Raw genomic sequence first — 19086 nt, 5'->3', positions numbered from 1 at the left:
AAAACACCCTGGAGGGGTTCCCGAGTGGCCAAAGGGAGCAGACTGTAAATCTGCCGGCACTGCCTTCGATGGTTCGAATCCGTCCCCCTCCACCATATTGAAGAAGCCAGCTCATTGAGCTGGCTTTTTTCGTTCTATACCTATCAATTTTCAATGACTACCCCACTATCTGGCTAAATCTAGTCTCACTCACAGCGCGATTTTTGGTGATCTTTCGTTAAGTAGTACGACACCTAGATACTTTTAACTAGCTCTGCTTGAGAGGAATCCAAGTGTCAGCTGGTTTATTTTAGGTCAATGGAATCAAGCCATAGATCATCTCATTAGCTCTATCTTCACCAATCCCTATGTGTGACTCATCGTTTCCCTTGTAAGAATCCTATTTGCTCGACTTTAACCACTCGAAATTATATCGATAGGTTTCGATTCTCTGATTTCCAGACATAAAAAAACCCGCTCGAAAGCGGGATTTTACTAAGACTAAATTGAACGCTGCTGGTGATTAACCTTGAATACCGACAATCAACCAAGGTGCGTTTGGTACCGTTAGGTCGCGCTCTAGGTGCCAGATATCTTCGATATCTTCTTCAATGCCTTCTGCTGCATCACGGTAGCGACCACTGAACTGCAGACTAAGCTGTGCTTTACTTGCATCGTAGTCAGCGCGAACGATTTCAGCATCTACATACATCACATCGGTGTGTTGCTCGCCATCTAGCTTCGCACGTTCTGCTTTCAAATCTTCAAATAGGCTTGGTGAAACATACTCTTCAATCGTGTGAAGTTGGTTATGGTTCCATGCGCCTTGCAAGATGCGGTAGTGCTCACGAGAGCCATTGATAAATGCAGCTTGGTCAAAACCCGGTGGGTAGTTATGTGGGATGTCAGTTTGAGCACCGAAACCGCCAAAACCACCAGCGTTTGTATTTGGCTGTTGCTCAAAATTCTGCATGTTTGGTTGCTCGAACTTAGAAGCATTACCGCCAAATGCTGGCTGTTGACGATGCTGATTCATACTGCCCTGTTTAGCGCCAAGCATGCCGCGCATCAATTTGAAGATAACAAATGCAATCAAACCGATGATTAGGATATCCATAAATTGGATACCTTCGAATGCACCACCAAAGAATGCTGCTAACAAACCACCAGCAAGAAGACCACCAAGTAAGCCGCCCATCAAACCTTTTTTGCTTGATGATTTAGCACCTTGTTCTTTACCAATGGTGTTTGTGTTTTGTTGCTGCTGTTTAGGAGCAGGGGCTGTTTTATAACTCTTACCGAAAGACTTACCACCACCGAACTTTTTCGCTTCCGCGATAGGCGTTACAGCAACAGTAAACATCAGTAGGGCGACAATCGAAAATAAACGTTTCATCGTTATCCTTAAAATTGACGATATGTACTTAATCGCGCTGCATGATAGTGAAATGAACGAGCATCTAATATCAGTAGCACGCTAAATATGAGATGTGTCCATCATACTCCGTCGGATTCAACAATGAAACAATCCGTAATAGAAGACATGTATCAGAATATTGCCAACCCACAGGTTTCTGACTTGTTTGCGTTATTGACGGTCAATCAGTAGCTGACTATCATATTGAACGTTGTTCAATAAGTAGTTTTAAATTATGGCGCGCAGAAACGATCACACTAGAGAAGAGTTAGTCAATTTGACTCTTACCACAGTCAAAGACTTTTTAGACGAAAACTCTTACCACGACCTGAGCCTTCGCAAGATCGCTAATATGATAGGTTACGTGCCAAGTACTCTCGTTAATATCTTTGGCAACTATAACCTACTGCTTTTACATGCCGTTGCACAGACATTGGATGAGTTGCAACAAGAAGCAGTAACCGCGACCAAAAACAGTAAGGATGCTCATCAAGCACTTTTTGAACTGGCATACTGCTACCATGACTTTGCGCAAAAACACCCTTACCGCTGGCAACTGGTATTTGAGCACAACATGAATGGTGCTGAGCTTCCAGAGTGGCACGCGAAGCGCATCGATGGTATGACAGGAATGTTGGAATCCTTATTGGCACAAATCGCTCCCCATCGTACTGAATCTGAAGTATTACAAGCGAGTCGAGTATTATGGTCAGGTGTTCACGGCATTACACTTCTGAGTGTCGATGACAAATTTTTCTCAAGCGAACCTATTGATGGTAAAGAGCTTATCGATAACCTGATTTCAAACTACCTGATCAGCTGGTAATAAAGGATTGTTCATGTCATCAGACAGCCAGTCGTCTTTGCTTAGGCAGCGAAAGTTCCTCCCCTACTTTATTACCCAGTTTTTTGGTGCTTTCAACGACAACATATTTAAGAACGTACTGCTGCTGTTTGTGGCTTTTGCTGGGTCAAGCGCGTTACCAATTTCTAGCAACCTTTTCATTAACTTAGCGGCAGGCTTGTTTATTCTTCCATTCTTCTTATTCTCTGCATCAGCTGGGGTGCTCGCGGATAAGTACGAGAAGTCATGGTTTATTCGAAAGGTAAAGTTGTTCGAGATCGGCATCATGCTATTAGGCGCAATTGGTTTTATCACCGAAAGCTATGGCGTCCTGCTCTTATTGCTGTTTTTGATGGGTACCCAATCGGCGTTCTTTGGACCAGTCAAATATGCCCTACTTCCTCAACAACTTAATGAAAGAGAACTCGTCCCTGGCAATGCATTAGTCGAAGCTGGTACGTTTATCGCAATTCTGGTCGGTACTCTCGGTGCCGGTATTATTGCCTCAGCAGAGAGTGCCAAATATCTTGCTGCTTTCTGCGTTGTCATCTTTGCTGTTTTGGGCTACCTATCTAGTCGCTTTATTCCGTTTGCATCAGCCAGCGCGCCGGACATTCAATTCAAATGGCAACCATATAAACAGACCAAACACACACTCGCGATTGCTAAGTCTGATCGTATCGTCTTCCAATGCATCATGGCAATCAGCTGGTTTTGGTTCCTAGGTGCGGCTTATCTGACTCAATTTCCAAACTTCACCAAGGTGTATTTGAACGGTACCGAAAGCTCGGTTTCTTTCCTTCTAGCGCTATTCTCTGTGGGCATTGCGGTTGGCTCCATGGCGTGTAATTGGCTCTCAAATCATCGTATTGAAGTCGGCATCGTGCCGATTGGTGCTCTGGGTATCACAATCTTCGGTTTCTTGATGGCAACATCGATTCCGACCGATCTGCCTCGCTTCCATACTTTCGCTGAGTTTGTTAGCTACGATGCATTCTGGTCCTTGTTCTTCTACTTATTAATGATAGGTGTATCCGGCGGTCTCTTTATCGTCCCCCTTTATGCCTTGATGCAACACCGAGCTAAAGAAACGGAACGAGCGCAGGTCATTGCAGGCTTAAACATCTTTAACTCTCTATTCATGGTAGGCAGCGCTGTATTAGGCATTGTTTGTCTAAGCGTACTTGAAATGAGCATTCCTCAATTGTTTGCTCTTCTGGCGGTGCTTAACTTCCTCGTTGCAACGTACATTTTTTTGCAGATTCCTATCTTTGTGGTGCGCTTTGCGATGTGGGTGGTCACTCATACCATTTACCGAGTGAAGCACAAGAACTTACACCACCTACCAGAACACGGCGGGGCATTGATCGTCTGCAATCATGTCAGCTATATGGACTCACTGCTATTAAGTGCCGTTTGTCCTCGTCTCATTCGATTTGTGATGGAAGAAGACTATGCGAACCTTCCTCCTTTGCGACGATTCCTTCGCCGAGCAGGCGTGATCCCCATCTCGGCTAGCAATCGAACATCGATTCGCCGCGCATTTAATGATGTTGAGAAAGCACTGAGTGAGGGTCATATTGTGTGTATCTTCCCTGAGGGACGTTTAACGTCAGATGGTGAGATGAACGAGTTTATGCGTGGTATCGATATCATCCTTCGCCGCAGCCCTGTCCCTGTTATACCAATGGCACTGAAAGGTTTGTGGGGCAGCTATTTCAGCCGTGCAAAAGGTCGCGCATGTAAGGGGTTACCAACCCGTTTCTGGTCTAAATTAGAAATCGAAGCAGGAACACCCGTCGATCCAAAACAAGCCAGCGCGCAAGTTATGTTTGAAAAAGTAAGAGCACTTCGAGGCGACTGGCGTTAAACTCAGAGCAGCACTTTCATATTCTTGAACATGCGTTTAGTTTAACTGAACGCATGTTCAATTCATTAAGACTTTCTGACCAAAAGCGTTACTGTATACTCCACGCTTTAACTCATAACAACGAACGACACCCTTGAATACAAAGAATATCCCCTTTGGATTGGCACTGCTGTTTTGTTTAACCCCTTTCGTGTCCTCTCCTATTGCGCTTGTGGTCGGTTTTCTATTGGCGAGTTTTAGCCTAGTACCGACAGAACTTCCTATTGCCTCTTTTACCAAGAAGTTGCTTTCCTATTCAATCATTGGCTTAGGCTTCGGTATTCACTTTGAGCAGGCTCTAGCAGTCACTTCTGACGGCATTGGTCTTATCATCGCCACCATTCTTGGTACGCTTGTGATCGGTATGACGATCGCGAAGATGATTAAGTTAGAACGAACGACCGCTTACTTAATCGCTTCTGGCACTGCAATTTGCGGTGGCAGTGCAATTGCCGCTGTCGCTCCAGCGATTAAAGCGAAGGATGAACAAATCGGTCTTGCACTTGCAACGGTTTTCGTTCTGAACTCATTAGCGCTATTTATCTTCCCAGTGATTGGTCACGCAATAGGCTTGGATCAGCATACGTTCGGAACATGGGCGGCGATTGCGATTCACGACACTTCTTCAGTTGTGGGTGCCGCGTCTGCTTACGGCGAAGAAGCACTTACGACAGCAACAACATTGAAACTCGCCCGAGCATTGTGGATTATCCCTGTCGCACTGATCAGTGCTGTGATCTTTTCTCGAGGTAATGGAGAGGAAGGCAAAAGTAAGTTAGTGATTCCTTACTTCATTTTCTGGTACTGTGCTGCAATTGCATTCAGCGATTTTTTCCCACAATTTGAAGTGGTATATCAAGGCATCTTTGCCATTGCTAAGCAGGCTCTTGTGGTTTGTTTGTTCTTGATTGGTTGCAGTATTTCAGTCTCAAAACTCAAATCAGCAGGCGCAAAGCCATTACTGTTTGGCGTCACATTGTGGGTACTGATTTCTACTACGTCTCTAGGCTGGTTACTTCTCAGCTAAACCTTGTTCGATTTTCTGAGGCTGGGTTAGCTCGACTTTTCGCGTGCTTTGACTTTTGTGTACCAACACTAAAGCTATCGCAACCAGAAAGGCTGTTAACTCAGCCAATGAACGCATTAACCCCTCACTGCTGACAGCTACACCGATTTGCAATAATACCGCCGCTGCTAACGCTAATTTGATCATCCTGAACCTTATGCCTTATTCCTTTATCTTTGAGCATGATTATGATTCAGAGTTATAAGGATACGAAATTACCTTTTCGACTAATTCATTGCGAAATCAACTATACCCAAGTGACTTCAAGGTGCTGGATTCAGAGCTCTGTCACTGATTCAAGTTCAAGGAAAACAACGAAGCGTAATAGCAAGCTCTTTCCAAGTTGTTTGACGATGAAATTGTTTCAGTGACACGCTCCCAAAGGGCGAGTTGCCTTGGTTCGTATGCTCCGTTAACAACTTTTGATTTAGAACCACTAGATCTTCAAATTGTTGCCTCGCCTTCAAACCAAGTCATTCTCGCTGAACCAAGCATTTTGAGGTTACTTGGGTATATGACTTTCTATCCATGAAATAAAGGTTTTCACTTTAGGTCGATGTTCATAGCCAGATGGACAAATTAAATCGTACCCCAAGTTCGTATCCATTGTCGGATAAGGGCTAACCAATTCTCCTTTATCCAGTAGATCTTTGACGAATCGATACCGCCCCATCGCCACACCAACACTATTTCTCGCCGCGAGCACCGCCATATCTCGATGGCTAACACAATAAAAATGCTCAAAGATATCAACATCAAGTCCCACATGGGCAATCCATCGTTGCCATACATCCGAACCCAATGCATGGATAAAGTTGATACGATGAAGTGATGCCATCCCATCCTCTAAAATATTCTGTTCTTTCATGTACTCAGGTGTACAGACCGGGATGTACTTTTCACCAAACAGTCTTTGGCGATACACATCAACCAAATGCTCCGTATCATAAAAAATCGCAGCATCAATGTGATTAGTCACTAAATCTAATTGGTTTTCCTGTGCAAACAGGTTGAGGTTAAATCCCGGATAAAGACGTTTAAAATCCGCAATACGTGGCATCAACCATCCATTTAAGAATCCCGGAGATGCAGCGATATTCAGTTCACCAACTAAATCCGTTGATTTTATTTCTTCAATTTCATTAAAGATGGTGCTCAGTGACGATGATAATGTCTTTTGGAATCGGTACCCTTCTGCGGTCAAATCTAACTTCCGCGTACCTCGCACAAACAGAGAAAAACCAAGCTCCTGCTCTAGCACTTTGATGCGATGACTCACAGCGCCTTGAGTGAGGTGCAACTCTTTCGCTGCCTGCGTAAAGCTGAGGTGCTTCGCTGCGATACTGAAGGTATGAAGGTTTCTAAGCAGTAACTGTTGGTTAGCCATAACGCACCATGCATTAAAAATATTAATTCATGATAGTAGTGATTTCGTTTGTTTGCGTCGATAATTAAGTTTCAAATAGTCTCTAGAAACTAAATAAAAACGCCACTTTCAAACATAGATCATGTTTTAGGTGGCATTAAAATTATAGGGGCAAATATGAATATACTCGGCTATATGCAAAAAGTCGGTAAGGCATTAATGGTACCCGTGGCGACCCTACCTGCTGCGGCAATATTAATGGGGATTGGCTACTGGATTGATCCGGTCGGTTGGGGCTCTGAAAGTGTTTTAGCGGCATTCCTAATTAAATCCGGTGGAGCCATCATTGATAACATGGCGGTACTGTTCGCCGTTGGTGTCGCTTTCGGATTAAGTAAGGATAAGAATGGCTCTGCCGCTTTATCTGGTTTTATCTGTTTTATGGTGCTAACCACATTACTAGCACCGGGTGCCGTTACTCAATTGATGGATATTAGTGCTGACGAAGTGCCTGATGCGTTCAACAAAATCAACAACCAGTTTATCGGTATTCTAGTTGGCGTGATCTCAGCAGAAATCTATAACCGTTGCTCTGGTGTTGAGCTACCAAAGGCGTTGGCATTCTTCAGTGGCAAGCGTCTGGTTCCAATCTTAACCTCTATCGCTGGCATGGCTTTGGCTTTTGTCCTGCTTTACGTATGGCCTGTGATTTACGATGCATTAATTATTTTCGGGACTAAGCTCGAATCCATGGGGGCGTTAGGCGCAGGTCTCTTTGGCTTCTTTAACCGTTTGATGCTGACAATCGGCATGCACCACGCGCTCTACCCTGTCTTCTGGTTTGATGTGGTTGGCATCAACGACATTCCAAACTTCTTAGGCGGCGCACAGTCTATTGCCAATGGTACGGCTGTGATCGGCAAAACTGGTATGTACCAAGCTGGCTTCTTCCCAATTATGATGTTTGGCCTACCAGGTGCCGCTCTTGCGATTTATCACTGCGCTGATAAGCAAAACAAAACCAAAGTGTTTTCTATCATGCTGGCTGCTGCGATGGCGTCTTTCTTCACTGGTATCACAGAACCTCTAGAGTTCAGCTTCATGTTCTTAGCGCCAGTGTTGTACCTGATTCACGCAGTATTAACGGGGATCTCAATGTACATTGCGGCAAGCATGCAATGGATGGCAGGTTTTGGCTTCTCTGCAGGCTTCGTTGACTTCGTACTATCAAGCCAAAACCCGCTGGCGACCAAATGGTACATGCTGATCCCACAAGGTTTAGTTTTCTTCGCGATTTACTACAGCGTATTCCGCTTTGCGATTATTAAGTTCAACTTACGTACACCCGGTCGCGGCGAGGATATGGAAAAAGAAGTCACTGAGAACATTGGTGAATTGGCGAAAGACTACATCGCAGCGATTGGTGGTGCAGATAACATTCTCGAGGTGGACAATTGTATTACTCGCCTTCGCTTGACTGTAAAAGACTCTTCTCTAGCCGATGAAGCTAAGCTAAAACAACTAGGTGCTGCTGGCGTAGTTATGATTGGTAAAGGCGGCTTACAAGTGATTATCGGATTGGGCAAAGTAGATAAAGTGGCTGAGCAGATGAAAGTCGCGCTCGCTAACTAAAGAATTGTGGTGACTCACCATCACCACATCCCCCTGAAGTGCAATAACGCTTAGTCACCGTTTTGCACTTCATTTTTTAGCCAGTCTTTCACTGCTTTGCGCGACACTTTAATACCACCACCTAACAGAGTTTGAGGCATTGCGTAATACGCTACTGGCCATTTGAATTTCTCTAGCTTAGTTTTTAGGTATTGCTCGTACTGTACTTTGCTCAATAACGATTCAGTTTGAATCACAGCCACTGGTCGGTGTCCAAATTCCGCATCTTCTACTGGCACAACAATGCTTTGCGAAATACCCTCGATTTGGTTCAGTACTGCTTCAATTTCTTCGCAGTGAACATTCTCACCGCCAGAGATGAATTGGTTGTCTGCTCGTCCAATGATCTTAAGTTCATCGCCTTGCCACTCACCTAAGTCTTTACTGTCGAACCAACCATCATCATTAAGCAGAGAAGTAATACTTCCTTGATTGAAGTAGCCAGTTGCGAGAGTGAGCCCGCCAATATAAATGCGTTGCTCCTCCAGCTTAATATCTCGATTTTGCAATAGGTGACCTGCATTGCTGATGCTGTCTATTTGCTTTGCTGTCACCGTTGAAGCGGCTTCTGTCATGCCGTAACCTAGCCAAGTCTCAATGCCTTGTTGTGTCGCTCGTAGTGCGAGCTCATGTGCGACGTGGCTACCACCCAGTAATACATGCGTGAGAGACAATTCAACTTGTTCGTCCAGCAAACGCTTAAGCTGGGTCGAGACTAAAGAAGCATGAGAGACACCAACAATATCGTCTGCAAGGCTTCCACTTCCGACCTTAATGGTTGCACCAGCGAACAGCCAGCGATACACAATGGCAAGACCAGAAACATGATAAAGCGGCAAAGAGAGTAACCACGTATCTTGTTGGTCGAACCGAAACTCAGCCAACAGACCTTGAGCTGAAGAAAGATGCTGTCTATGCGTATGAACAACCGCTTTGGGCGTACCGGTTGAACCAGAGGTAAATACGATAGATGCGAATCCATCATGCGAGTATCCGTCAGTAGAGAGCACTGATACATCATCGGTGTCAGTGTCTGGAATCGACAACAAGGTAGCACTAAGTTGTGATAACTGATTTTCAGAGTACAAACCAACGGCACCATCAGCAAACCAAACAAAGCGTTGCTGGTTCGGTTTGTATAATGTCGTTAGTTTGCCAGATAGAGCCTCAAAAGGCTGCGGCATGGTTAAAGCAACAGTCGCTCCTAACTGCTGAGCGGCAAGATAAAACCACAGGGTTTCAACTTGATTCTTACCGACTAACGTCACCACATCTCCATTCATCACACCTTGCTGTTGCAGGGAATGAACATAATGGCTAATCCGTGCCGCTAATTGCTGCCAATTGAGCGACGCTTTGTTTGTTTCAAGCGCAATAGAAAAAGGGCTCACTTGAGCCCAGTATTTCCAAGGTGCAATCGCAATATCATCTACGCTGAATGCCACACTAACTCCTGCTCTGACAGCGGAATAACTGGAAGATCGCACTTCGGCCAGCCCTGCTCTAATTGCGCTTTAAACAAACCAATGGTATCCAAACCTGGGATCTCATTTGGTAGTTGCCATTGTGCTAAGCGCGCAAGTTGGTTGAGACCTAAGCTCGATTCAATGCTTGAGCTGATCACGGCTTTAATGCCCAGCGTCTTCGCCTTTTCAATCAGCTTAATACAGAAATCAACCGAGCCGATTAACGTTGGCTTGATGATGATGGTTTTCACACCAGTAAGATCTTCCAAGCTGAAATCTTCACGACGAACCGCATCTTGCAACGTCTCATCCCACGCGATAGCGATCCCCGTATTGATTGCAAAAGACAGGCTGTCGCCAGGAGAGCGACATGGTTCCTCCAAGAAGGTGATGCGCTGGCGTAGTGATGGTGCAATGTATTTTGCAAACTGCTGCGCTTTTTCTGGCGTCCAAGCACGGTTTGCATCAAGACGAAGCGTTAGTTGTGGAATCGACTCAAGGAACAAGTTCACCAGCATACCGTCACGAATCGGTTCATACAGACCGACTTTTACTTTCGCGACTTTTTCGCCTTCCATTTCGTTCAGTTTTGGGATCAGATCGTCTGGGTCACCGTTACACAAAGGCGCGACTTGGTGCTTACCTTGCGTAGGTAAACCACCTTCAAGCTCCAGTTGAGCCATCGACAAACCAAACGCAACCGATGGATACATGTGGTTGTAATCCAAAGGTAAGTTCGCAACCCAGCGTTCAACCTGAGCTTGCAATTGAATACCGGCGTCTTCCACACCTTCCAAGCTAAAACCAACCAGTGGAGCGACTTCACCACGACCGATTTTATCGCCTTCGGACAGTTCAACGATGTAACCTGTACGTTCCGTCAACTTGTTATCACGCAGTATCACACCACTGTCCATTGGCAAGCAGTAACGATAAATCTTCGCTTTACGCATAATTCGAATCCTATGTAATGCCGTATATTCTGAGCTCTTTAGCGAGAAAACCCGCTAGCCTCCCAGAGGGCGAGGCGCTCAGGACGAAAAACGAAATAGAGGAGCGCATGGCTCCTCTTCTTATACGGATTATGGGTTACGAGGGAATTTGTCGAAGTCTGGGCGACGTTTCTCGTTGAATGCGTTACGACCTTCTTGGCCTTCATCCGTCATGTAGAACATCATTGTCGCGTTACCAGCAAGCTCTTGCAGACCCGCTTGACCATCACAGTCTGCATTGAGTGCCGCTTTCAAACAACGTAGCGCCATAGGGCTATGTTGTAGAACTTCACGACACCAGCGAACGGTTTCTTTTTCTAGGTCTTCTAACGGCACAACTGTGTTCACTAGTCCCATATCTACTGCTTCTTGTGCATTGTAGAAGCGACATAGGAACCAGATTTCGCGAGCTTTCTTCTGGCCAACAATGCGAGCCATGTAAGATGCACCCCAGCCACCATCGAATGAACCGACTTTAGGGCCCGTTTGACCAAATTGTGCATTGTCAGCAGCAATCGTTAGATCACACATCATATGAAGAACATGACCACCACCGACTGCCCAACCTGCAACCGATGCGATCACTGGTTTTGGACAAGTACGGATGTCGCGTTGGAAATCCAATACGTTTAGATGGTGAGTGCCTTGGTCGTCTTTATAGCCGCCGTAATCACCGCGGATCTTCTGGTCACCGCCAGAACAGAAAGCGTCTTCGCCTAGACCCGTAAGAATGATCACGCCGACACCAGAGTCGTAGCGTGCATCTGCCAACGCATCAATCATCTCTTTCACCGTTTGAGGGCGGAACGCATTACGCACTTGTGGACGTGCAATAGTAATTTTCGCGATACCGTCTTCAGACTTGTGGTAATGAATGTCCTCGTATTTCTCGCCGCAATCTTTCCATTGAACCGGAGCGTAAAGTTCTTCTTCAGAAATGCCTACTGTTTTAGCCATGGTGATTCCCATTGTTCTCGTTGCTCTCACCCAAAGTGAGAATGAAATATTTGATTAATGTGCATCGCAAATTGTTGTGGTTGCTCTTGATGGACATTGTGTCCAGCGCCCTCAACTTGCAGATACGCCAACCCGCTACTCTCAGCCAGTTGACTAAATTTCTTGTCTTTTGAACCGCAAATGTAATGCAGCGGAATGGTTTGTTGTTGCAGCGCAGGCAGCAAGTAAGATTGCTTTGCTAAAGACGTCGCAAGCAACATGTCCGCAACTGCTGAACCAAGATTAGCACTTCGTTTCTCAATCAATGTTTGTCTTTGCTCATGGTTTAGTGAAGAAAAGACCAACTGTTGGTACCAATCGTTCAAAACACAGGCAAGAGGCTCTGTTTTGAAGCGTCTCGCCCAATGCGCATCGTTGCTAAACCGTGCTTGTTTTTCTGACTCGCTTTGCAGCCCGAAGTTTCCCCCTTCGATAATCGCACCGCAAATATTGAGATCCAGAAAACACTGGTGCGCAAGACCATGCATAGCAATGCGCCCACCCATTGAATAACCAATCAGAATAAACGGTTGTTGTGAGGGAAATAGTAAAGATAGTGTGGAATAGAGCAGTTTGCAGCAATCATTCAGGTCACGGCAAAAAATAGATTGGCTATGCCCATGCCCGGGTAAGTCAATCGTTACTCGGTCATACTGTGGCAAAGCTGCCATACACGTTTGCCAATCCTCACCACTGCCAAGCAAACCATGCAAAAACACCAACGTAGGTAATGCGCTACCTTGGTGTTTTTCCGTTGCAGGAAAGTGTTCAGAATAGAGCATGTAGATTCTTATTGAAGGATTTAAGATGCTCTACCGCTTGATTTGACGGCGTTTGCACTTCGACCACCAATGCTCCACGACCTGTCGCCAAATGTTGTGCTACTAACGTTTGGTACTCTGCCAGCGTGCTTGGTTTACTGTATTCTAATCCAAACTGCTTAGCGGCATGCTCAAACTCATAGCCATGGGGCATTTGGTAGAAAGACTCCCTATGCTCTTGTGGCACTGGCAGTAAATCAAAAATCGCACCACCATCGTTATTCGTGATCACTAAAACCGAAGGTAATTCACTGTGTGTAAACAGCGCTAGTGAGTTCAATCCATATAGAGCAGAAGTATCGCCAAGGAACATCAACATTGGATTTTGACGAGCTCGTTGCACACCACTTGCCGTAGCAAACAATCCATCAATACCCGAAGCGCCACGGTTAGTGAAGACTTCGGTATTGTCCAGTTTGCCAAACATATCGATTAGGCGAACAAACAAGCTATTACCAACAAACAAGTCCACCCCTTGAGACCGCTCCGCAACATCTATTGCCAAAGCAATTTCACTCAATTCACTCTTAGGATCGGAGACAAACAAACCTTTCGCATGCTGAGTCACCTGTTTGATATCAGCAGCAAGGTCATCTGCCCAGCCGGAATACTCCGATTCAAACTCTGTAGTACGCTCTACCCACGCGCTTGGCTGCTCTGCCCAATGCCATTGAGGCAAGTGGCTTTGATTGTCACGATCCAATCGTGGAGAGACATACCAATATTGAATATCCCCACCATGCTGATTGCGAGAAACATGTCTCTCTAACCAATGATTAAAACGCTTAGAAATGATTCGACTGCCGAACTGAACAATCAAATCGCAGTCATCAAGCTGGCTTGCCAACCTTGGGTTTTGTAGCCATAAATCAAAGTGCGCCCAATCAGAACTCACTCCACTTTGTGGGTCGGCAAGTATCGGCCACCCCATCTGTTCCGCAAATACACGAGCCGCTTGCGCTTGAACTAATGGCAAGCTTCCGATGACTACCACGCCTCTGTTATCGCCGCAACTTGGGATCGCACTGCTGGTTTTAGGGTTAAATCGCTGACAATACGTGACTTTGCTGTCTCTCCAACCTGCAACCGTGTCCAAGTAGCTTTGGTACGTACTCTTTTCAGTGTTCGAGTACAAAGGCTCGGGAAAGGCACAGTTAATGTGTACCGCACTGCCTCTTAGGCGTTGCGTAAACATCACTTCATCAACAGAAGTCAGCAACCAATTAAGAGGCGTTGATAATGTCGGACTCGGAAGGTTTAAACTGTCCGATACATGCTCAGCGAAAATACCCAATTGGTTGATGGCTTGGTTTGCACCGCAACCTACTAATTCAACAGGGCGGTCAGCGGTCAGTACCACCAGCTTTTCACCAGTCAACTTTGCTTCAGCAATCGCAGGCAATAAGTTCGCTACGGCAGTGCCAGAAGTCACAATCAATGCGACCGGCTCTTTGCTTGCTTTAGCAAGTCCGAGCGCCATGAAGCCTAATCCACGCTCATCAAAATGAGTATGAATAGTAAAATGGGGGTTATCTGCCGCTTCTACTGTTAAAGGTGTAGAGCGAGAACCAGGCGCAATACAAACGTGATTCACACCGAAGCGGTTCAATTCTGTCAGGATGGTTTCAGACCAGATGCGATTCAAAACAGCTTGATCGGCACTCATGATGCAACCCCAAGCGGTGGGTGATCTGAAATAAGAGAAAGTAACGTCGACATTTTTTTATCTAACTCGGCCCATTCATGTTCTGCAATGGAGCCTGGAACAATACCCGCGCCAGCAAACAGTTGAACTTGATCCCCTAAGATCAAAGCACTTCTGATCGCAACGCAAAATTCTGCACGTTCATGGCTAATATAACCCATCGAACCTGCATACCAACCACGAGCAAACGGTTCGTTATCCAGAATAAACTGCATCGATTCCTTGCGTGGTAAACCCGCTACTGCAGCGGTTGGTTGTAAAGCGGAAAGAAGCTGAACCCCATTGATTCCAGCTTTCAGTTCAGCGTGAATATTACGCTTCAAGTGCTGAACTTTTCTTAAACGTACTAAGCGAGGCTCTTTTTCGACCTCAACGCTTTCTGAATGCGGCGACAAACGATCGATAATGTCATCCACTACATATTGGTTTTCATTCAGATTTTTAGAATCTTGAGATAGCCAGTTTGCTAGCTCCATATCTTGCTTTGCATTATCGCCACGACCAATAGTGCCGGCTAAAGCTTCAGTATGAAGCTCATGACCAACGCGTGAATAAAGACGCTCAGGCGTTGACCCCATAAAACTGTGTTTACTGTCTAGACTCAATAGAAAATGAAAGCTGTGGTGATTATTTAAGTAGCTTGCTTTAAGTAACTGCGCAGCAGAAAGTGTCGAATCTAGTTGAACCACTGTTTTGCGAGCCAAAACCACTTTCTTGAAATCATCGTTTTCAATACCTGTCAGCACTTTTTCTACTAGCGTGTTCCACTCAGGCTCAGTTGGCGCGTGGTCAATAGATCGAATATGAGAAGAAATAGGCGCAAGGCTAGGCACATCACAAACCAGCTTTTTTAAGCCTGCTAATGTACGGGTTTTATCTTCTGAGATATTGACTGCGAGCGACCATTGTTGATCGAAGCGAATCAACTCGATTTGAGGAAGAAAAAAGAAAGATGGCATGCAGCGACGATTTTTCTCGTGCTGACCATCGAATGAACGGCCACCCCATACACGTTGACCTTCTCCAAGGATCGTATATGCAGGTCCCGGCTCAACAAAAGAATGGAGCTGACCTAGGGCAACAACCTCTTCACGAGTATCACGGGACTGCCAGTAAAACTTGGGAAAAAGTGGTTGTGCTTCAAGCCAGTCAATAAACGCGAAATTTGGTTTCTCGTTGAGTGGCTCGACTAAACGTGTTTGATTGCCTTCCGTTTGCTGAACTCGCTCGATAATTCTATTTACGGCTTGATGGAACTGTGACAAATCAACCTCGAAATATGTGAGGATTAGTGGTAACTGACGGCTACTCTAAGTTTAGACCCAAAGCAAATCAAGGTCGTATGCGATCTTTTGCAAAATCCTGTGATGGCGACAGGACAAAACTTAGCCACTAAACGGATAATTTACAGATTTATATTCTAATAAAAAACAAATTATTGTATTTTAATAAAGAAATTAACGATTTTTTAGGAATTAAACAATGCAAAATATCGGGATGTCGTCAAAACTCGACAATGTCTGCTACGACATTAGGGGTCCTGTACTCAAACATGCTAAACGCATGGAGGAAGAAGGGCATAAAATCCTAAAGCTAAACATTGGTAACCCCGCCCCATTTGGTTTTGACGCCCCTGATGAGATTCTAGTAGATGTAATCCGTAATCTACCAACTTCTCAAGGCTATTGTGATTCCAAGGGTATTTACTCAGCACGTAAAGCCGTCGTGCAGCACTACCAACGTAAAGGCATCCGTTCTCTGGATGTGGAAGATGTATACGTAGGCAACGGTGTTTCCGAACTCATCGTAATGGCAATGCAAGCGCTATTGAATAATGGCGATGAAATGCTGATCCCAGCACCGGATTACCCATTGTGGACGGCATCTGTTGCGCTATCAGGTGGTAAGCCTGTTCATTACTTATGTGATGAAGGTGCGGACTGGTATCCAGATCTAGAAGACATCAAAAAGAAAATCACGCCAAAAACACGCGGTATTGTTCTCATCAACCCGAACAACCCAACGGGTGCGGTTTACAGCCGTGATTTCCTTTTAGAAGTGATTGAGATTGCGCGTCAGCATAAGTTGATGATCTTCGCCGACGAAATCTACGACAAAGTACTTTACGACGGTGCAACACACACTTCTGTCGCAACACTTACTGACGATGTATTGGTAATGACCTTCAACGGTCTGTCAAAAGCATACCGTGTTTGTGGTTTCCGCGGTGGTTGGATGTTCCTAACGGGTCCTAAACATTTGGCACAAGGCTATATCAACGGTCTCGAACTGCTGTCTTCAATGCGTTTGTGTGCCAACGTACCAATGCAACATGCAATCCAAACCGCGTTAGGCGGCTACCAAAGTATTAATGAGTTAATCCTGCCAGGTGGTCGTCTTCTTGAACAACGAAACCGCGCTTACGAACTGATCAATCAGATCCCTGGGGTTTCGTGTGTGAAGCCAAAAGGCGCGATGTACTTGTTCCCGAAAATCGACACCAAGATGTACAACATCAAAAATGACCAACAAATGGTCTTGGATTTCTTAAAACAAGAGAAGGTATTGTTGGTACAAGGCTCTGGCTTCAACTGGCCAAAACCCGATCACTTCCGTATCGTGACTTTACCCCACGTAGAAGATCTCGAAACCGCGATTAGTCGCTTTGAACGGTTCTTAACAACGTATAGCCAGTAGTAATTACTACTGAACTCTCATATGCTTAGAGGAGCTCCTAGTGAGCTCCTTTTTTTGTATCAGAATCAAAATTGGAGACAGCAATGAAAGAAAGCCATTTTTTCGCCCACTTGGCACGAATGAAGCTCATCCAACGCTGGCCCTTGATGCGCTCGGTATCACCGGAAAACGTTTCTGAACACAGCTTGCAAGTCGCGTTTGTCGCTCATGCCCTCGCCTTAATCAAAAACAAGAAGTTTGGCGGCAACCTCAATCCTGAACGGATAGCAATTCTAGCTATGTACCACGACTCCAGTGAGGTGTTAACTGGTGACTTGCCAACTCCTGTAAAATACTACAACCCAGAAATCTCCAAAGAATATAAGAAGATCGAAGCAGCTGCGGAACAAAAGTTACTGTCCATGTTGCCTGAGGAGTTTCAAGACGATTTTGCTCCCTACCTGTTGTCGCACTCTGCGCATGAAGAAGATGCATTGATCGTGAAACAAGCTGATTCCATCTGTGCATATTTAAAATGTCTCGAAGAACTTAGTGCAGGTAATCACGAGTTTGCTCTCGCCAAGAAGCGTCTCGACATCACTTTGCAAGAACGTAAAACACCGGAAATGGAATACTTCCTTCATATCTTTGCCCCAAGTTTTGAATTATCGCTGGATGAAATCAGTTAGTTGATGGAGAGAAACGTGTCGTTTGAATTAGATACTTCATGGCAAGAGCGCCATGACGATGAACATAAGATCCGCCGTGACGATCATCGCAGCCCATATCAGCGTGACCGTGCGCGCATCTTGCACTCTGCGGCTTTCCGCCGCTTACAGGCGAAGACTCAGGTCCACGGCAACAGCTTAGAAGACTTCCACCGAACTCGCTTAACCCACTCTCTCGAAGCCGCGCAATTGGGAACGGGTATCGTAGCGCAGCTCAAGAAAAAGCAACCAGAGTTTCGAGATCTTCTGCCGTCTGACAGCTTGATCGATTCTCTCTGTTTAGCACACGACATTGGTCATCCTCCCTATGGACATGGTGGTGAAGTAGCCCTCAACTACATGATGCGTGAGCATGGAGGTTTTGAGGGGAATGCTCAAACATTTCGTATCGTCACCAAACTAGAGCCATATACTGAGCACTTTGGTATGAACTTATCGCGACGCGCGCTACTTGGTTTGATCAAATACCCTGCGCTACTTAGCCAAACTCGTGCAGTCTGCTTACCTGACCCAGTCGAACACCAACGCAAGCTAAAAGCCAAAGACTGGTGCCCAGCAAAGGGGATCTACGACTGCGATAAGGATTTGTTCGATTGGGTCATTGCACCATTAACCGACAACGACAAAGCCTTGTTAAGCCAAATGCGCTGTCGCCCAGAATCAGACTTTGAGCACTGTAAAACTCGCTTCAAGTCACTCGATTGTTCCATCATGGAACTCGCCGATGACATTGCTTATGGCGTACATGATTTGGAAGATGCAATTGTGCTGGGAATGGTCACTCGCCAACAATGGCAAGAAGGAGCAGCAAGCCAACTGGCGGATTGTGGTGACCCGTGGTTTGAAGAGCACATTGGGTCAATCGGGCAGATGTTGTTTAGTGGCAAACATCATGAACGCAAAGATGCGATCGGCGGTATGGTCAATGCGCTACTTACCAGTATCTCAATTAAAGTCGTCGATGAACCATTTAACAATGCGCTGCTGGCTTGGAACGCCTGCTTAGAACCACAGATGGCAAAAGCGCTTGAAGTCCTCAAACACTTTGTTAGTAAGTATGTGATTCAAGTGCATCAGGTGCAGATTGTTGAGTATAAGGGTCAACAGATCATCATGGATTTGTTTGAGGCATTAAGTGCCGATCCTGAACGCTTACTTCCTACACACACCCAAACCTTGTGGCAAACTGCCACCACCGAGAGCGCAAAAATGCGAGTGATAGCAGATTACATCTCGGCGATGACTGACGGGCATGCACAAAAGCTACACCGTCAGTTGTTTTCTTCAATCGTGCTCTAACCGAAAAGGACGGCTGAACCTTAATCCCCTTTCAGCTTAATGAGCTTTCAAATATACCCAAGTGACTTCAAGATGCAGGATTCAGAGCGTTGTCATTGATTCGAGTTCAAGGAAAACAACACAGCGTAATAGCCAGCTCTTTCCAAGTTGT

16 protein-coding genes and 1 tRNA gene are annotated in these 19086 nt (G+C 45.6%); 8 read left to right on the top strand and 9 right to left on the bottom strand.

The features are described from left to right. Nucleotides 1–10 precede the first annotated feature (10 nt). A tRNA-Tyr gene (locus MHO32_RS24295) sits at nt 11–95 on the top strand. 407 nt (nt 96–502) lie between these two features. Here MHO32_RS24295 and MHO32_RS24290 read toward each other — a convergent pair. Then, nucleotides 503–1375, bottom strand: coding sequence for a Tim44 domain-containing protein (locus tag MHO32_RS24290; RefSeq protein ID WP_005446611.1), 873 nt, complete (start codon nt 1373–1375; stop codon nt 503–505). A gap of 256 nt (nt 1376–1631) precedes the next feature. On the opposite strand from MHO32_RS24290, the gene MHO32_RS24285 reads away from it, so the two are divergent. The 3 genes from MHO32_RS24285 (at nt 1632) to MHO32_RS24275 (ending at nt 5176) form a co-directional block, all read left to right on the top strand. Beyond that, nucleotides 1632–2222, top strand: a complete 591-nt coding sequence (locus MHO32_RS24285; protein ID WP_005446609.1) for a TetR/AcrR family transcriptional regulator — start codon at nt 1632–1634, stop codon at nt 2220–2222. A gap of 13 nt (nt 2223–2235) precedes the next feature. Then, on the top strand, nt 2236–4110 hold the full coding sequence (locus MHO32_RS24280) for an MFS transporter (protein WP_005446607.1): 1875 nt from the start codon (nt 2236–2238) through the stop codon (nt 4108–4110). 160 nt (nt 4111–4270) lie between these two features. Further along, entirely contained in the window at nt 4271–5176 is a 906-nt protein-coding gene (locus MHO32_RS24275; RefSeq protein WP_009698334.1) for a YeiH family protein, read from the top strand. On the opposite strand, the gene MHO32_RS24270 is transcribed toward MHO32_RS24275, so the two are convergent. Together MHO32_RS24270 and MHO32_RS24265 are read right to left on the bottom strand one after the other, a co-directional pair. Further along, nucleotides 5162–5362, bottom strand: a complete 201-nt coding sequence (locus MHO32_RS24270) for a hypothetical protein (protein WP_045490397.1) — start codon at nt 5360–5362, stop codon at nt 5162–5164. The two genes, MHO32_RS24275 and MHO32_RS24270, sit on opposite strands and share 15 nt — an antisense overlap. 355 nt (nt 5363–5717) lie before the next feature. Continuing rightward, on the bottom strand, nt 5718–6602 hold the full coding sequence (locus MHO32_RS24265; protein WP_005446602.1) for a LysR substrate-binding domain-containing protein: 885 nt from the start codon (nt 6600–6602) through the stop codon (nt 5718–5720). 156 nt (nt 6603–6758) lie between these two features. Here MHO32_RS24265 and nagE point away from each other — a divergent pair, with 156 nt between their 5' ends. Next, complete coding sequence (nagE, locus tag MHO32_RS24260) at nt 6759–8213, top strand: N-acetylglucosamine-specific PTS transporter subunit IIBC (protein WP_239214629.1); 1455 nt, start codon at nt 6759–6761, stop codon at nt 8211–8213. A gap of 50 nt (nt 8214–8263) precedes the next feature. Here nagE and menE read toward each other — a convergent pair whose 3' ends face one another. The 6 genes from menE to MHO32_RS24230 form a co-directional block, all read right to left on the bottom strand. After that, on the bottom strand, nt 8264–9697 hold the full coding sequence (gene menE, locus MHO32_RS24255; RefSeq protein WP_009700393.1) for an o-succinylbenzoate--CoA ligase: 1434 nt from the start codon (nt 9695–9697) through the stop codon (nt 8264–8266). Continuing rightward, nucleotides 9682–10671 carry an o-succinylbenzoate synthase gene (gene menC, locus MHO32_RS24250; RefSeq protein WP_239214627.1) on the bottom strand — a complete coding sequence of 330 codons (990 nt, stop codon included), beginning with the start codon at nt 10669–10671 and terminating at the stop codon, nt 9682–9684. Before menC ends, menE begins: the two co-directional genes overlap by 16 nt. 129 nt (nt 10672–10800) lie before the next feature. Then, entirely contained in the window at nt 10801–11667 is an 867-nt protein-coding gene (menB, locus tag MHO32_RS24245; protein WP_005446595.1) for a 1,4-dihydroxy-2-naphthoyl-CoA synthase, read from the bottom strand. 26 nt (nt 11668–11693) lie between these two features. Further along, complete coding sequence (menH, locus tag MHO32_RS24240) at nt 11694–12488, bottom strand: 2-succinyl-6-hydroxy-2,4-cyclohexadiene-1-carboxylate synthase (RefSeq protein ID WP_239214624.1); 795 nt, start codon at nt 12486–12488, stop codon at nt 11694–11696. Further along, complete coding sequence (gene menD / locus MHO32_RS24235; protein ID WP_239214622.1) at nt 12475–14193, bottom strand: 2-succinyl-5-enolpyruvyl-6-hydroxy-3-cyclohexene-1-carboxylic-acid synthase; 1719 nt, start codon at nt 14191–14193, stop codon at nt 12475–12477. The genes menH and menD overlap by 14 nt, the downstream gene beginning before the upstream one ends. Then, complete coding sequence (locus MHO32_RS24230; protein ID WP_005446590.1) at nt 14190–15497, bottom strand: isochorismate synthase; 1308 nt, start codon at nt 15495–15497, stop codon at nt 14190–14192. The genes menD and MHO32_RS24230 overlap by 4 nt, the downstream gene beginning before the upstream one ends. 217 nt (nt 15498–15714) lie before the next feature. Here MHO32_RS24230 and MHO32_RS24225 point away from each other — a divergent pair, with 217 nt between their 5' ends. From MHO32_RS24225 to MHO32_RS24215, 3 genes are all read left to right on the top strand, one after another. Next, a complete protein-coding gene (locus MHO32_RS24225; protein ID WP_005446588.1) occupies nt 15715–16929 on the top strand; it encodes a pyridoxal phosphate-dependent aminotransferase in 1215 nt (404 codons plus the stop codon). 83 nt (nt 16930–17012) lie between these two features. Further along, the gene (yfbR, locus tag MHO32_RS24220; protein ID WP_026000131.1) at nt 17013–17597 is read left to right on the top strand and encodes a 5'-deoxynucleotidase; all 585 of its coding nucleotides are present in this window, start codon (nt 17013–17015) and stop codon (nt 17595–17597) included. A 3-nt stretch (nt 17598–17600) separates the two neighbouring features. Continuing rightward, nucleotides 17601–18935, top strand: coding sequence for an anti-phage deoxyguanosine triphosphatase (locus MHO32_RS24215; protein ID WP_045490409.1), 1335 nt, complete (start codon nt 17601–17603; stop codon nt 18933–18935). Nucleotides 18936–19086 lie beyond the last annotated feature (151 nt).

This window comes from Vibrio sp. MMH1-50, assembly GCF_022347645.1.
Taxonomy (GTDB): Bacteria; Pseudomonadota; Gammaproteobacteria; order Enterobacterales; family Vibrionaceae; genus Vibrio; species Vibrio harveyi.
The sequence above is the reverse complement of the archived record's forward strand: the minus strand, read 5'-3'. Positions and strand labels throughout refer to the sequence as shown.

What these genes read in the sequence shown, in the direction of transcription:
- MHO32_RS24225 (WP_005446588.1), top strand. Translation starts at nt 15,715, where the DNA reads ATGCAAAATATCGGGATGTCGTCAAAACTCGACAATGTCTGCTACGAC.
- MHO32_RS24215 (WP_045490409.1), top strand. Translation starts at nt 17,601, where the DNA reads ATGGAGAGAAACGTGTCGTTTGAATTAGATACTTCATGGCAAGAGCGC.
- MHO32_RS24280 (WP_005446607.1), top strand. Translation starts at nt 2,236, where the DNA reads ATGTCATCAGACAGCCAGTCGTCTTTGCTTAGGCAGCGAAAGTTCCTC.
- MHO32_RS24285 (WP_005446609.1), top strand. Translation starts at nt 1,632, where the DNA reads ATGGCGCGCAGAAACGATCACACTAGAGAAGAGTTAGTCAATTTGACT.
- MHO32_RS24265 (WP_005446602.1), bottom strand. Translation starts at nt 6,602, where the DNA reads ATGGCTAACCAACAGTTACTGCTTAGAAACCTTCATACCTTCAGTATC.
- menH (WP_239214624.1), bottom strand. Translation starts at nt 12,488, where the DNA reads ATGCTCTATTCTGAACACTTTCCTGCAACGGAAAAACACCAAGGTAGC.
- MHO32_RS24270 (WP_045490397.1), bottom strand. Translation starts at nt 5,362, where the DNA reads ATGATCAAATTAGCGTTAGCAGCGGCGGTATTATTGCAAATCGGTGTA.
- MHO32_RS24290 (WP_005446611.1), bottom strand. Translation starts at nt 1,375, where the DNA reads ATGAAACGTTTATTTTCGATTGTCGCCCTACTGATGTTTACTGTTGCT.
- yfbR (WP_026000131.1), top strand. Translation starts at nt 17,013, where the DNA reads ATGAAAGAAAGCCATTTTTTCGCCCACTTGGCACGAATGAAGCTCATC.
- nagE (WP_239214629.1), top strand. Translation starts at nt 6,759, where the DNA reads ATGAATATACTCGGCTATATGCAAAAAGTCGGTAAGGCATTAATGGTA.
- menC (WP_239214627.1), bottom strand. Translation starts at nt 10,671, where the DNA reads ATGCGTAAAGCGAAGATTTATCGTTACTGCTTGCCAATGGACAGTGGT.
- menD (WP_239214622.1), bottom strand. Translation starts at nt 14,193, where the DNA reads ATGAGTGCCGATCAAGCTGTTTTGAATCGCATCTGGTCTGAAACCATC.
- menB (WP_005446595.1), bottom strand. Translation starts at nt 11,667, where the DNA reads ATGGCTAAAACAGTAGGCATTTCTGAAGAAGAACTTTACGCTCCGGTT.